The organism is Epilithonimonas sp. 33E, assembly GCF_059372615.1.
Map to the genome: position 1 here is coordinate 677,659 of NZ_CM182009.1, position 12,711 is coordinate 690,369.

At 34.9% G+C, this 12,711-nt stretch carries 15 protein-coding genes; 5 read left to right on the forward strand and 10 right to left on the reverse strand.

The window, feature by feature from the left end; translation table 11 throughout:
- Positions 1 to 24 precede the first annotated feature (24 nt).
- Entirely contained in the window at positions 25 to 759 is a 735-nt protein-coding gene (gene truA, locus AC5P2S_RS03275; RefSeq protein ID WP_494556205.1) for a tRNA pseudouridine(38-40) synthase TruA, read from the reverse strand.
- 426 nt (positions 760 to 1,185) lie between these two features.
- Here truA and AC5P2S_RS03280 point away from each other — a divergent pair, with 426 nt between their 5' ends.
- From AC5P2S_RS03280 to AC5P2S_RS03295, 4 genes are all read left to right on the forward strand, one after another.
- Positions 1,186 to 1,683, forward strand: a complete 498-nt coding sequence (locus AC5P2S_RS03280; RefSeq protein ID WP_494556206.1) for a metallophosphoesterase family protein — start codon at positions 1,186 to 1,188, stop codon at positions 1,681 to 1,683.
- A gap of 128 nt (positions 1,684 to 1,811) precedes the next feature.
- Positions 1,812 to 2,306: a Smr/MutS family protein gene (locus AC5P2S_RS03285; RefSeq protein ID WP_494556207.1), complete on the forward strand. Its 495-nt coding sequence runs from the start codon at positions 1,812 to 1,814 to the stop codon at positions 2,304 to 2,306.
- Positions 2,307 to 2,420: 114 nt separating this feature from the next.
- A complete protein-coding gene (locus tag AC5P2S_RS03290; protein ID WP_494556208.1) occupies positions 2,421 to 3,260 on the forward strand; it encodes an alpha/beta hydrolase in 840 nt (279 codons plus the stop codon).
- Positions 3,257 to 3,649 (forward strand): DUF1398 domain-containing protein, encoded by a 393-nt coding sequence (locus AC5P2S_RS03295; RefSeq protein ID WP_283416344.1) that lies wholly within the window; start codon positions 3,257 to 3,259, stop codon positions 3,647 to 3,649. The genes AC5P2S_RS03290 and AC5P2S_RS03295 overlap by 4 nt, the downstream gene beginning before the upstream one ends.
- A gap of 107 nt (positions 3,650 to 3,756) precedes the next feature.
- On the opposite strand, the gene AC5P2S_RS03300 is transcribed toward AC5P2S_RS03295, so the two are convergent.
- Positions 3,757 to 4,305 (reverse strand): YqgE/AlgH family protein, encoded by a 549-nt coding sequence (locus AC5P2S_RS03300; protein WP_283416345.1) that lies wholly within the window; start codon positions 4,303 to 4,305, stop codon positions 3,757 to 3,759.
- A 341-nt stretch (positions 4,306 to 4,646) separates the two neighbouring features.
- Here AC5P2S_RS03300 and pdxH point away from each other — a divergent pair, with 341 nt between their 5' ends.
- Positions 4,647 to 5,297: a pyridoxamine 5'-phosphate oxidase gene (gene pdxH, locus AC5P2S_RS03305; RefSeq protein WP_494556209.1), complete on the forward strand. Its 651-nt coding sequence runs from the start codon at positions 4,647 to 4,649 to the stop codon at positions 5,295 to 5,297.
- 24 nt (positions 5,298 to 5,321) lie between these two features.
- On the opposite strand, the gene hisIE is transcribed toward pdxH, so the two are convergent.
- The 8 genes from hisIE to hisG form a co-directional block, all read right to left on the reverse strand.
- Positions 5,322 to 5,909 carry a bifunctional phosphoribosyl-AMP cyclohydrolase/phosphoribosyl-ATP diphosphatase HisIE gene (gene hisIE, locus AC5P2S_RS03310; RefSeq protein WP_494556210.1) on the reverse strand — a complete coding sequence of 196 codons (588 nt, stop codon included), beginning with the start codon at positions 5,907 to 5,909 and terminating at the stop codon, positions 5,322 to 5,324.
- On the reverse strand, positions 5,906 to 6,658 hold the full coding sequence (hisF, locus tag AC5P2S_RS03315; RefSeq protein ID WP_494556211.1) for an imidazole glycerol phosphate synthase subunit HisF: 753 nt from the start codon (positions 6,656 to 6,658) through the stop codon (positions 5,906 to 5,908). The genes hisIE and hisF overlap by 4 nt, the downstream gene beginning before the upstream one ends.
- A complete protein-coding gene (hisA, locus tag AC5P2S_RS03320) occupies positions 6,658 to 7,374 on the reverse strand; it encodes a 1-(5-phosphoribosyl)-5-[(5-phosphoribosylamino)methylideneamino]imidazole-4-carboxamide isomerase (protein WP_494556212.1) in 717 nt (238 codons plus the stop codon). Before hisA ends, hisF begins: the two co-directional genes overlap by 1 nt.
- Before the next feature lie 160 nt (positions 7,375 to 7,534).
- Positions 7,535 to 8,116, reverse strand: coding sequence for an imidazole glycerol phosphate synthase subunit HisH (gene hisH / locus AC5P2S_RS03325; protein ID WP_494556213.1), 582 nt, complete (start codon positions 8,114 to 8,116; stop codon positions 7,535 to 7,537).
- 94 nt (positions 8,117 to 8,210) lie between these two features.
- On the reverse strand, positions 8,211 to 9,347 hold the full coding sequence (gene hisB / locus AC5P2S_RS03330) for a bifunctional histidinol-phosphatase/imidazoleglycerol-phosphate dehydratase HisB (protein ID WP_494556214.1): 1,137 nt from the start codon (positions 9,345 to 9,347) through the stop codon (positions 8,211 to 8,213).
- 40 nt (positions 9,348 to 9,387) lie between these two features.
- The gene (gene hisC, locus AC5P2S_RS03335; protein ID WP_494556215.1) at positions 9,388 to 10,428 is read right to left on the reverse strand and encodes a histidinol-phosphate transaminase; all 1,041 of its coding nucleotides are present in this window, start codon (positions 10,426 to 10,428) and stop codon (positions 9,388 to 9,390) included.
- Positions 10,418 to 11,713, reverse strand: coding sequence for a histidinol dehydrogenase (gene hisD, locus AC5P2S_RS03340; RefSeq protein WP_494556216.1), 1,296 nt, complete (start codon positions 11,711 to 11,713; stop codon positions 10,418 to 10,420). The genes hisC and hisD overlap by 11 nt, the downstream gene beginning before the upstream one ends.
- Positions 11,710 to 12,567 (reverse strand): ATP phosphoribosyltransferase, encoded by an 858-nt coding sequence (gene hisG, locus AC5P2S_RS03345; RefSeq protein ID WP_494556217.1) that lies wholly within the window; start codon positions 12,565 to 12,567, stop codon positions 11,710 to 11,712. The genes hisD and hisG overlap by 4 nt, the downstream gene beginning before the upstream one ends.
- Positions 12,568 to 12,711: the final 144 nt, after the last annotated feature.

Sequence of the window (12,711 nt, forward strand, 5' to 3'; positions counted from 1 at the left end):
CTCAAACGCTCCGACTCTCAAATACTAAAACTCATACCCAACATCTACCAAAAAGAGTCCTTGAGCAGGCGCAGAAACGCCGGCAGAATTCCGGAATTTATCCTCGATGATTTTTCTCAAATCGTTCGGTGTGATTTTTCCGCTTCCAACTTCAACCATTGTTCCGACAATCGCTCTTACCATATTTCTCAGGAATCGGTCAGCAGAAATTGTGAATTTCAATTGGGTTCCATTTTGCTCCCATTCGGCTTTGTAGATTTTGCAGATATTGGTTTTGTTATCGGTGTGGAGTTTGGCGAAACTGGTAAAATCATCATATTCAAAAAGGATTTTGCATGCTTCGTTCATTAGATCGATGTTCAAAGGTTTTTGACGCCAATATTGCCATGAAGAATCCTTGGAAAATGGATTTTTTTCTAATGAAATGTAATATTCATAAGTTCTGTAAGTCGCATCAAATCTTGCGTGCAAATCCGCAGGAACTTCAAAAATCCTTTTAACGGCGATATTTTCTGACAGAAAAGAATTGAGTTTATGAACTAAGTTTTCATCAAGGGTTTGTTCGGTTTCAAAATGGGCAAACATTTTCTTTGCGTGGACACCAGTGTCGGTTCTTCCTGCTCCGGTTGTTTTGATGGGTTCGCGAAGAATGGTGGACAACGCCTTTTCCAATTCCTCCTGAACAGAAATCTGTTTGGGCTGAATCTGATAACCAAAATATGCAGAACCGTTGTAAGAAAACTCTATAAAATATCTCATGTCGGCTGTAAATTTCCTGATTTTTTTTTAATTATAAAGAAAATGTTAATTCGTAATTTCGTAATTCTAAAATCATTAAAAATGAGACCAGTCAAAAAAAATAGACTCTCTCAGCCGTCAGAATTTATAAAAATGATGGTTGTCAGTTTAGTTTTCGTATCCGTTTTTCTTTTTAGCAAGAAAATATCACAAGAACAGATGGTTATAAATTTGGCTGTTCTATTATTTTTATTTTTCATCTTGCAGTTGGTTTTTGTAATAATGTATAAAAAAGGAGTGAAAACTTGGGCGTTTTGGCTATTGATTTTATTGGGATTGATAGGTGTTGCTGGCGCAATAACAATCTGGTATGTTTTAAAATATGGCTTGACATTTCAGAATTAATGAAAAATCAGTTTGTACTTTTGTAATTGAATCTAATTTAAAATGAAACGTATTCTTCTTTTATCAGACACCCATTCCTACATTGATGACAGGATTATTGATTATGCGAAAGATGCCGATGAAGTTTGGCATTGCGGAGATTTTGGCAATATGGCTGTGATTGAAGAATTAGAAAAAATAAAACCAATCCGAGGTGTTTACGGTAATATTGACGAAGCAAAAATCAGGACAATTTTCCCTGAAGTTTTGAGTTTCAAATGTGAAGAAGTTGATGTTTTGATGATTCACATTGGTGGTTATCCTGAGCGATATTCACCTTTGGCCAAGAAAGAGATCGCAGAAAGAAAACCGAAATTATTTATTTCCGGACATTCCCATATTCTGAAAGCGATGTTTGATAAAAAGAATAATCTTCTTCATCTTAATCCTGGCGCTTGCGGAAAATCCGGATGGCATAAAGTGAGAACGATGATGCGTTTCACAATCCATAAGGATGAAATCAAAGATTTGGAAATCATAGAACTCGGAAGTCGGATTTGATAGTTTTAGAATTAAAGAGAATTAGGGTTTTATTTTTGCTGAGTGAAACGCCTTTGCGGCCTTAAAAGCATTTGGTCTTTAAAAAAGAACTTTGCGGCCTTTGCGTTAAAAATATTATTAATTACAAAATGAAAATTGGAGATTTAGTTTCAGTGATTGATGAAAATCTTAGAGGAAAAGTTATAAAGATTATTGCTAATCAAGTGAAAATTGAAGATGAACACGGTTTTACGTATAATTTTTCTAAGGATAAATTAACAATCATTGATTCCGAATTATACGAGAACTCTCCAATTATCAGGAAAAAAGAAAGTCCAAAAATCATTTCGAAAAAGCATAATAAAGCGCCGTTGAAATTAGACCTTCACTTTAATTTTTTGGTCAAAAACCCTGCAGATTATGAAGCTTTTGAAAGATTGATGATTCAGAGAGAAAAATTATTGGAAACGATTGATTTCTGTAGAAAAAATCATATTAAAAATCTGTTGATTATCCACGGAATAGGCGATGGCGTTTTGCAAAAAATGGTTTATGATGTTTTGGAAGGCCTTACCAATATAGAATATGACAGCGACGGATTTTTCTATCATCAATCCGGAAATGTCGAAGTCAAATTTTTATGAAATATAAAGTTACATCGTTTTTCTTTAATGAGTTTTACGACTTTGTGTAACTTTAAAAAATTGAATTGAACAAAAAAATCCTTGCAGACTTTGCGTTTAAATAAAAGTAAAATTATGTTCAGAAAACCAATCAGTCTTATTGTAATTTTAGTCTTCACATTCAGTTTTGCTCAGACAGAATATAAAACTGAAAGCAATATTTCTTATTACCCAGAAAAAATCAGTAATGCCGATGCTTACATCAGTTCCCAATGCAAACTGAAATTCTATTATCCAATCAATGTCAAAAATTTCCCGACTGTGATTTGGTTTCACGGCGGAGGTTTAACTGGCGGCAATAATGAATTGCCAAAAGAATTATTAGATGAAAATATTGCCGTTGTAAGTGTCGAATATCGTTTAGCTCCAAAAGTGAAGGCGCCGGCTTACATAGAAGATGCCGCTGCAGCAACGGCCTGGGTTTTTGAGAATATTGAAAAATACGGTGGGAATAAAAATCTGATTTTCCAGTCCGGACATTCGGCGGGAGGTTATCTGGCAATGATGATTACGCTGGATAAAAAATATCTTCAAAAATATAAAATTGATGCAGACCAGATTGCAGGACTTATTCCATTTAGTGGACAGGCAATCACGCATTTTCAAATCAGAAAAGAACAAGGAATCCCAGAATTACAACCGACAATTGACCAATATGCGCCTTTGTTCCACGTCAGAAAGGATGCGCCACCAATTGTTTTAATTACCGGTGACAGAGAATTAGAATTGTTCGGACGGTATGAAGAAAATGCTTATTTGGCAAGAATGTTGAATCTCGTAAAACATCCTTCAACCAAATTATTGGAGGAAGACGGATTCGACCACGTGAGTATGGCTCAGCCGGCTTTTCACTTATTAAAAAAAGAAGTCAGAGAATTAACTAAGAAAATAAAAACACAGAAAAACTTACAATGATGTTTACATTACAACAGATTCAAGATGCGCATTCCAACGTAGAAAGCGGAAAAGGATTCCCACAATTCGCAAAAACGATTAGAGAATTAGGCGTTAAAAGTTTGGAAACTTTCGTAGAAGACGGTTCTACTAATTATTTAGGAAACGACGATTACAAAGTTTCCGCACCACAACAATATGCACCATTATTGATTTACGGAATCCCGAATGCTGAAAAATTTTTAGCTGACTTACGAAATCATCAACAAGGCGGAACCGACTTTTTCCAATTTTGTAAAGATTGTGCAGATAGCGGTGTTTACAAATGGATTGTTGATATTGATGCAAAAACATGCACTTATTACACAGAAGCCGGAACAGTTATTTTTGAAGAACAGATCCCGATATAAATAAAAAAGTAATCACAAAGGCAAAAAAAATCGAATATTTTCCGTTTCCCTAGTGCAGTAAAACATTCTAAAAGAAAATTATTCCTTGTGTCTTTGTGTAAAACTCATCAGTTCAAACTCACATCTTCAGGCGCATTTGCCCAGAGAAGAAATTCGCCACCGAGATTCTGCATGATTTTTTTCCAGAGATTCTGGTCATTCGGAAGCGTATAATCCAGATTATAAACATCCACAATCGTCCACATTTTTCGTTGGATTTCACTTTCCAGCTGTAAAGGAGACCAACCCGAATATCCGGAAAAAACCTTGATGTCATTAATAGTTACAGAACCCTCAACAATCGATGAGACTACAGAATCAATATCTTCAGTAATGTAAAATTCATCATTGATTTCAGAATATTGCTCCGTGATTTTTTCACCTTTAAGAATGAAGAAAACCTTGTCATTTTCCACAGGTCCACCTTCATAAAGCTCCACCGGAAAACCAAAAATGCTCAAAAGACGCGAACTCATATTCTGATTTTTTTTATTCAGAATCAAGCCAAAAGCACCATTCTCATTATGATCAATAATAAGCACTACCGAGCGGGAAAATATGTCGCCGGAAGCATCGGGAGTTGATATTAAAATTTTACCTTTGTAAGAGTAATTCATCTATCAAAGCTATAAAAAAATATTTTTTTGAAAAAGAATTCAATGAAAATTTAAGTTAAATTGATTCAGATTTTAATAATTTAACTTCGTCGAATCTTTTGGATTGGGGCGCCTTTATCCGCCCTCCGTTCCCGCTTTTTTGTTTTTTAGAAAAACAAAAAGAGCTCCACTCAGGTCGGGGCGCGCTTCGCACAAAGGAAGAGTTGTCATAAATTCAACATATAATTTCCTTTGATGAGTGAAGCGTCTTTGTGACTCTTAAAAACAATTAGTAGTTTTTAAAAAACTTTGCGAACTTTGCGTTCAAAGGCTTTAACATTATAAAACATCTCAATCATAAAATGAACAACGAAAATCTACACGATAAAAGACAAGTCTACGACAAATCCCAGCTTATCGAAAGCGAAGTCAGAGAAAACCCCATCGAGCAATTCCGAAATTGGTTTCTGGAGGCTGAAGAAAATCCACATGTTTCCGAAGCTAATGCAATGGCTATTTCCACAGTCGAAGATGACGGTTGCCCTAGAGTCAGAATGGTTTTGCTCAAGTCATATAATTGGGAAGGCTTTGTTTTTTACACCAATTACGACAGTCGAAAAGGAAAATCGCTTGAGAAAAACCACAAAGCTTGTCTTCATTTTTTCTGGCCAAGCCTGGAAAGACAAATTATCATCAAAGCCAATGTTGAAAGAATTGCTGAAAATCTAAGTGACGGCTATTTTCATTCCCGTCCAAAAGGAAGTCAGTTAGGCGCTGTTGTTTCGCCACAAAGTCAGGAAATCCCAAATCGAGAATTTTTAGAAAGCAAGTTGAAAAGTTTAGAAACCGAATTTGAAAACAAAGAAATTCCAAAACCTGAAAACTGGGGCGGTTACATTGCAAAACCCTATGAAATCGAATTTTGGCAAGGCCGGCCAAATCGTCTTCACGACAGGATTTTGTATTCTTTAACAAAAAAAATTGAATGGAAAATTTCAAGATTGGCTCCATAAAAATCCAGCTTTTGCTGGATTTTTTTATTTACTCCTCGATTTCAGAATTTTCTCAACATCTTCAATCGTGAAACCTTTGGCTTTCAACAAAATCAAATAATGATAAATCAAATCTGAAGCTTCATTTAAAAATAATTTGTTATTGTTATCTTTCGCTTCGATAACCAATTCCACGGCTTCTTCACCTACTTTTTGAGCCACTTTGTTGATGCCCTTTCTGTAAAGTTCATTGGTATAAGAACTTTCATCATTAGTGTCAATCTTTTCAGAAATCTTTTTTTGCAATTCGTATAAAAAACCTTTGTCATTTTCTTCTGCAAAACAAGTTGTCGTTCCTTTGTGACATGTCGGTCCGAGAGCTTTTGCTTTGATGAGAATCGTATCGTTGTCACAGTCTAATTTCCAATCAATTAATTCCAAAAAGTTACCTGACGTTTCGCCTTTTGTCCAAAGTCTATTTTTAGAACGGGAAAAAAACGTAACTTTTTTTTCCTCTAAAGTTTTAGTTAAGGCTTCTTGATTCATATAACCAAGCATCAGGACTTTGAGATTAAGGTAATCCTGAATAATCACGGGAACTAAGCCTGTGTTTTTATCAAATCGTATGGTCATCTTATCGGTAGATTTTTAGATTTAAGGTAATTTTTAAGTTCCGGAATTTCGATTTCATTGAAGTGAAAAATACTGGCTGCCAAAGCTCCTGTTGCTTTAGTTTGTGTGAAAACATCTTCAAAATGCTGCATTGTTCCAGCTCCTCCCGAAGCAATTACAGGAATATTGACCAGTTCCGAAAGTTGTTTGGTGATTTTTATCGCAAATCCGGATTTTGTTCCGTCTGTATTCATCGATGTCAGGAGAATTTCGCCAGCCCCAAGACTTTCCACTTCTTTTGCCCAGGAAAACAATTCTTTTTCGGTTCCAATTTTTCCGCCGTTGCTGAAGACTTTATTCTGCCTTTTCACAAATTTGGTGTCAATCGCAACAACCATACATTGCGAACCAAAACGTTTGGCGACTTCTGTTATCAGATCAGGATTGGAAATTGCAGCCGAATTAATCGTGATTTTGTCCGCTCCGTTTTTCAAAAGTTCTTCTACATTTTCCAAAGCATTGATTCCACCGCCAACTGTAAATGGAATATTGATATATTTTGCGATTTCTCTTACCAATGGAATCAAGGTTTTCCGACGTTCTTCGGTTGCAGAAATATCGAGGAAAACCAATTCGTCTGCGCCTTGTTCAGAATATTTGATGCCCATTTCCACAGGATTTCCAACTTCTTTGATATCCAGAAAGTTGACGCCTTTTACTGTTTGTCCGTTTTTGATATCGAGACAAGGGATTATTCTTTTTGCTAACATTAGAGAAAAGGTTTTAAATCGCTAAGTGTAATCCGGTTTTCGTACAACGCTTTGCCGATAATCGCGCCTTCGCAGCTCAAAGATTTTAATTGAACTAAATCGTTAGTAGAAGTAATTCCACCAGAAGCAATCAGTTTTACAGTCTGATTTTCATCAATTATTTTTTTATATAAATCGAAAGAAGGGCCTTCCAACATTCCGTCTTTATTGATGTCTGTCGAAATCACATATCGGATTCCAACTTGCATTTTTTCTTTGATAAAATTGTAAATATTCATTTCGCTTTCTTCTAACCAACCCGAAACTGCAATTTTTTCTTTTTTGGTATCAGCTCCCAAAATGATTTTTTCTGAACCGTATTTTTCCAAACTTTCTAAAAATAATTTTGGATTTTTGACGGCAACGCTTCCCAAAGTCACTTGTTTTGCGCCACTTTCAAAAGCGATTTTGATGTCTTCCTCGGATTTCAAACCACCCCCAAAGTCTATAATTAAGTTGGTTTTGGTTGAGATTTCTTCTAATATTTTTTGATTGATGATTTGATTTTGTTTGGCGCCGTCCAAATCAACCAAATGCAAAAATTGGATTCCGTTATCCTCAAAGTTTTTGGCGACATCCAAAACGTTTTTGCTGTAAATTGTTTTCTTGTTGTAATCGCCTTTGGAAAGCCGGACGCATTCTCCGTTGATGATGTCTATTGCTGGGATTATTCTCATTTTCTATTTTGATTTTTAATGATTAAAAAGTTCAAACCACAAAAGTCACAAAAGATTTTTTTCATATTTGTTAGATATTCAAAATCTTAAAAAAATCTGTTTCTTTTGTAAGGTATAATTTTCAGTAGTTGCTTTTGTTCCTTTTGTGGTTTTAAAACAATCATAATTTCAAAAAATTTTCTAATATTTTACTTCCGAAAACGCCACTTTTTTCTGGATGAAACTGGACGCCGAAAAAATTGTCTTTTTGCAAAGCTGTGCTGTAAGTTTCGTAATAATCGGTTGTGGCAATTGTATTTTCATTTTTCTCAGCATAATAACTGTGAACGAGATACATATAACTTTGCTCAGGAACATTTTTGAACAAATCCGATTTCAAATCATAAATCTGATTCCAGCCAATCTGCGGAACCAACACAGAATCAGGAAATTTCTTCACCGAAACATCAAAAATTCTTAAAGCTTTTGTGTTACTTTCCTCCGAATCTTTGCAGAGCAATTGCATCCCAAGACAGATTCCCAAAAGTGGTTGTTTTAATTCAGGAATCAGTAAATCCAGGCCGGTTTTTTTCAGAGAATTCATTGCAAAAGACGCTTCTCCAACGCCCGGAAATATCACTTTGTCAGCCTTGAAAATTTCATCAGGATGATTGGTGAGTTTCGCTGAAAATCCTAATCTTTCTATCGCAAACAGAAGACTTTGCACATTTCCGGCTTTGTAATCTATAATAACTGTTTTCATATTTTTTAATTTTGAGATGATAGATAAAAGACGGATAGATAACAGATGCAAGATTCAAAATCTATTATCTATCTGTCTGTCATCTATTGGTCTATTACAACATTCCTTTTGTTGATGGTAAAATCATTTTTTCCGAATCACGTTTTACTGCAGACTTTAAACACTTTGCAAAAGCTTTAAAAATCGATTCAATTTTGTGATGCTCGTTGTTACCTTCGGCTTTGATATTAAGATTTGCTTTTGCTGCATCTGAGAACGATTTAAAGAAATGAAAGAACATCTCGGTTGGCATTTTTCCAATCATTTCACGTTTGAAATCGGCTTCCCAAACTATCCAATTTCTTCCGCCAAAATCCAATGCAACCTGCGCCAGACAATCGTCCATCGGCAAAACAAAAGCGTAACGTTTGATTCCCAATTTGTTTCCTAAAGCCTGATTAAATGCTTCGCCAAGTGCAATTCCTGTGTCCTCAATTGTGTGATGTTCATCAACATCCAAATCGCCGTTAGCCTTGATTTCCAAATCCATTTGGCCGTGTTTTGCAATCTGATCCAGCATATGGTCGAAGAAAGCAATTCCAGTATCGATGCTGGATTTTCCTGTTCCGTCAAGATTTAGCTTGATTTTGATTTTAGTTTCGTTGGTATTTCTGATAATTTCCGAAGTTCTGTTTTTGAGTTTCAGAAATTCATAAATAGCTTTCCACGAAGTCGTTTTTAGAGCAATAACATTTTCCAAATCATCATTTTCTAAAATCTCGTCAGCTCCAAGACTTTCGTCATTATTAATGAAAATCGCTTTTGAGCTGAGATTTTTTGCCAATTTCACGTCCGTAATTCTGTCGCCAATCACGAATGAATTTTCCAAATCGTAACTATCCTTATCAAAATATCTCGTCAATAGACCTATATTCGGTTTTCTGGTTGGCGCATTATCTTTGGCGAATGTTTTATCTATGAAAATATCTTCGAATTTAATACCTTCACTTTCAAAGGTTTCGATAATGAAATTTTGAACTGGCCAGAAGTTTTCTTCCGGATGAGAAGCTGTTCCTAAACCGTCCTGGTTCGTTACCATTACCAATTCATAATCTAATTCTTTGGCGATTTTTGAAAGATAAGTGAAAACTTGCGGATAGAATTTCAGTTTCTGAAAAGAATCAACTTGATAATCTTCTGGTTCTAAAACCAAAGTTCCGTCACGGTCTATAAATAATATTTTTTTACTCATTACTAATTTATTTTGTTTTGGAATTCGTGAATTTTCAATTTCATTTTTCAATTTCAATGGATTTAAGCGTTTCTATCAATTTTTTGTTTTCTTCGGGAGAACCAACTGTAATTCTCAGACAGTTTTTGAAGACAGAATTTCGGTTTCTGACAATCATATTTTGATTAACTAATTCTTGATAAACTGAATCTGCATTGTCAACTTCAATCAAAAGAAAATTGGTGTCGGAAGGAAAGATTTTTTTTACCAAATTCAGTTTTTCTAAATTTTCAATTAGGTTTTTTTTCTCTTTTAGAATGATTTCTATATTTTCTGAAACCTGATTAATTTTTTCATTATTAAGTGTATTTAGAATCGCATCTTGATTAAGCGTACTGATGTTATAAGGAGGTTTTACTTTATTATAAAATTTGATGATTTCTTTGGAAGCGTAAGCAATCCCAACTCTCACAGAAGCCATTCCCCAAGCTTTGCTAAAAGTTTGGCTAACAATTAGATTTGAATAATTTTTAATTTGATTTCTGAAACTTTCTTCTAGACTGAAATCTATATAAGCTTCATCAATGAAAACAATTCCTTTAAAATTTTCAAGAATATATTTTATGTCTCGAATGGAATTTCCTGTCGGATTGTTTGGCGAGCAGATGAAAATAATTTTCAAATTTTCGTCATTCAAATAGGATTTTAAAGTCCCAAAATCGATTTGAAAATTCTTGCCCAAATCAAGATTGATTAGCTCTACATCATTGATATTGGCTGAAACTTCGTACATCCCGTAAGTTGGCGAAAATGTCAAAACCTTATCTTTTTTCGGTTCACAAAATATCCGGAAAGCCAAATCAATCACTTCATCGCTCCCATTTCCTAAGAAAATATTTTCAGTTGAGATTTGATTTATTTCACTTAATTTCTGTTTTACTTTGCTCTGATAAGGATCGGGATAACGGTTCAGTTCTCCGAAAGGATTTTCGTTCGCATCCAGATAAATACCGTTTTCACCTTTGAATTCGTCTCTTGCTGAAGAATATGGTTCAAGATTCAGGATATTTTTTCTGATTAATTTTTGAATATCAACTTTCATTTTCTAAATATTTTAATCTTACCGAAACGGCATTTTTATGAGCCATCAACTCTTCGGCTTCCGCCATTAACTCAATGGTTTTTCCAATGTTTTGAATTCCTTTTTTTGTGATATTCTGAAATGTGATTTTCTTCACAAAACTGTCCAGAGAAACACCGCTGTAATTTTTAGCAAAACCGTTGGTTGGCAAGGTGTGGTTGGTTCCGGAAGCATAATCACCTGCACTTTCCGGACTGTAATTTCCAAGAAATACTGAGCCTGCGTTCTTGATTTTATCAGTGAAATTTTCTGCGTTTTCGACAGCTAAAATCAAATGTTCCGGCGCATAAATATTTGAAAATTGAATGGCTTCATCAATAGAATTCAACAAAATAGATTTGCTGTTTTGTAAAGCAATTTCTGCGATTTCTTTTCTTGGTAAATCCTTTAGTTGTTTCTTAATTTCAATATTAATTTCATTAATAATTTTCTCAGAATTACTTAATAAAATCACTTGAGAATCTGTTCCGTGTTCGGCTTGTGAAAGCAAATCCGCAGCAACAAAATCCGGAACAGAACTTTCATCTGCAATGACCAAAACCTCACTTGGACCAGCAGGAATGTCGATGGCAAGATTATAATTCAGAGCCAGCTGTTTGGCCGAAGTCACATATTGATTCCCAGGTCCAAAAATCTTATCAACTTTCGGAATCGTTTCTGTTCCAAAAGTCAAACCTGCAATTGCTTGACTTCCTCCAACTTTGAAAATGTTTTTAATTCCAATTAAGTTTGCGGTGAACAAAATTGTAGGATTGATTTTTCCATTTTTATCAGGTGGCGAACAAAGCGCAATGTTTTTACAGCCTGCAATATTTGCTGGAATTCCTAACATCAAAACTGTGGAGAATAAAGGCGCAGTTCCTCCTGGAATGTAAATCCCAATATTTTCTATAGCTTTGTTTTCTCTCCAACAGAAAACGCCTTCGGTTGTTTCAATAATTTTCCTTTCTTCTGCTTGAGAACTATGGAATTTTCTGATATTTTCAGAAGCAGTTTTAATCGCAGTTTTTAATTCGCCAGAAACTAGCTTGCTTGCTTCAAGGATTTCTGCTTCTGAAATTTTGAAATCATTTAAAATAACGCCATCAAATTTTTCTGTGTAAAACTTTAAAGCCTTATCGCCATTGATTTTCACTTTGTCAAAAACAGATTTCACTTGCTCAGAAAGATTTTCCTGATTTTGCAATGGTCTTTCGCAAAGTGATTTCCATTCGTAAACTGGTGGATATTTATATTGCCTAATCATAATATCATTTTTTCAATTTCTAAAACTAAAATTCCTTGTGCGCCTTCCTTTTTCAGGTTCTCAATCACATCCCAAAATTGATCTTCTTTGATGACTGAATGAATGGATGACCAACCACTTTCGGCTAAAGGAAGAATAGTTGGCGATTTCATTCCGGGTAAGAGATTGATAATTTTTTCAAGATTGTGATTAGGTGCATTTAAAAGAATATACTTGCTTTCGGAAGCTTCTTTTACGGCATTGATTCTGAATAAAAGTTTGTTTAAAATCTCCAGATTTTCATTAGATAGATTCTCATTGGAAATCAAAACGGCTTCACTTTCCAGAACAGTTTCAACTTCTTTCAAACCATTAGTCAGTAGAGTAGAACCGGTGCTGATGATATCAAAAATACCGTCTGAAAGTCCGATTCCAGGTGCGATTTCTACACTTCCGCCAATCTTTTCGATTTGTACATTGATGTTATTTTCTTGGAAATAGTTTGAAAGAATCTCTGGATAAGAAGTTGCCACTTTTTTATTTTCAAAATATGGGATTCCGTTATAATCTTCTTCTTTCGGAATTGCCAGAGACAATCTGCATTGGGCAAATCCAAGCTTTTGAACAATTTCAATATTTTTCTTTTGTTCCAAAACTTCATTCAGACCGATAATTCCGATATCAGCAACGCCTTGCTCTACATATTGCGGAATATCATCATCACGAAGAAATAAGATTTCTAGAGGAAAATTAGTGGAAACAGCCTTTAGTTTTCTGGTTCCGTTGGAGATTTTGATGCCACATTCTTCCAGCAGTTTCAGAGACTTTTCGCTCAGCCTTCCGTTTTTTTGTATGGCTAATTTTAGTTTACTCATTTTTGATTTTATAGATAAGGTCTGAGTAAACGACAAGGAAAATTGGAAAACAAAAAACCGCCTGATTACTCAGACGGTTAATATTATTTTGAAGTTATGACATACCATTACCTTCCCGCCTGAACGTGAGAATGGTGATGATGA

Bases quoted from the DNA above. Each gene is read 5' to 3' on its own strand.
- truA (WP_494556205.1), bottom strand. From the start codon at position 759: ATGAGATATTTTATAGAGTTTTCTTACAACGGTTCTGCATATTTTGGT.
- AC5P2S_RS03280 (WP_494556206.1), top strand. From the start codon at position 1,186: ATGAAACGTATTCTTCTTTTATCAGACACCCATTCCTACATTGATGAC.
- AC5P2S_RS03285 (WP_494556207.1), top strand. From the start codon at position 1,812: ATGAAAATTGGAGATTTAGTTTCAGTGATTGATGAAAATCTTAGAGGA.
- AC5P2S_RS03290 (WP_494556208.1), top strand. From the start codon at position 2,421: ATGTTCAGAAAACCAATCAGTCTTATTGTAATTTTAGTCTTCACATTC.
- AC5P2S_RS03295 (WP_283416344.1), top strand. From the start codon at position 3,257: ATGATGTTTACATTACAACAGATTCAAGATGCGCATTCCAACGTAGAA.
- AC5P2S_RS03300 (WP_283416345.1), bottom strand. From the start codon at position 4,305: ATGAATTACTCTTACAAAGGTAAAATTTTAATATCAACTCCCGATGCT.
- pdxH (WP_494556209.1), top strand. From the start codon at position 4,647: ATGAACAACGAAAATCTACACGATAAAAGACAAGTCTACGACAAATCC.
- hisIE (WP_494556210.1), bottom strand. From the start codon at position 5,909: ATGACCATACGATTTGATAAAAACACAGGCTTAGTTCCCGTGATTATT.
- hisF (WP_494556211.1), bottom strand. From the start codon at position 6,658: ATGTTAGCAAAAAGAATAATCCCTTGTCTCGATATCAAAAACGGACAA.
- hisA (WP_494556212.1), bottom strand. From the start codon at position 7,374: ATGAGAATAATCCCAGCAATAGACATCATCAACGGAGAATGCGTCCGG.
- hisH (WP_494556213.1), bottom strand. From the start codon at position 8,116: ATGAAAACAGTTATTATAGATTACAAAGCCGGAAATGTGCAAAGTCTT.
- hisB (WP_494556214.1), bottom strand. From the start codon at position 9,347: ATGAGTAAAAAAATATTATTTATAGACCGTGACGGAACTTTGGTTTTA.
- hisC (WP_494556215.1), bottom strand. From the start codon at position 10,428: ATGAAAGTTGATATTCAAAAATTAATCAGAAAAAATATCCTGAATCTT.
- hisD (WP_494556216.1), bottom strand. From the start codon at position 11,713: ATGATTAGGCAATATAAATATCCACCAGTTTACGAATGGAAATCACTT.
- hisG (WP_494556217.1), bottom strand. From the start codon at position 12,567: ATGAGTAAACTAAAATTAGCCATACAAAAAAACGGAAGGCTGAGCGAA.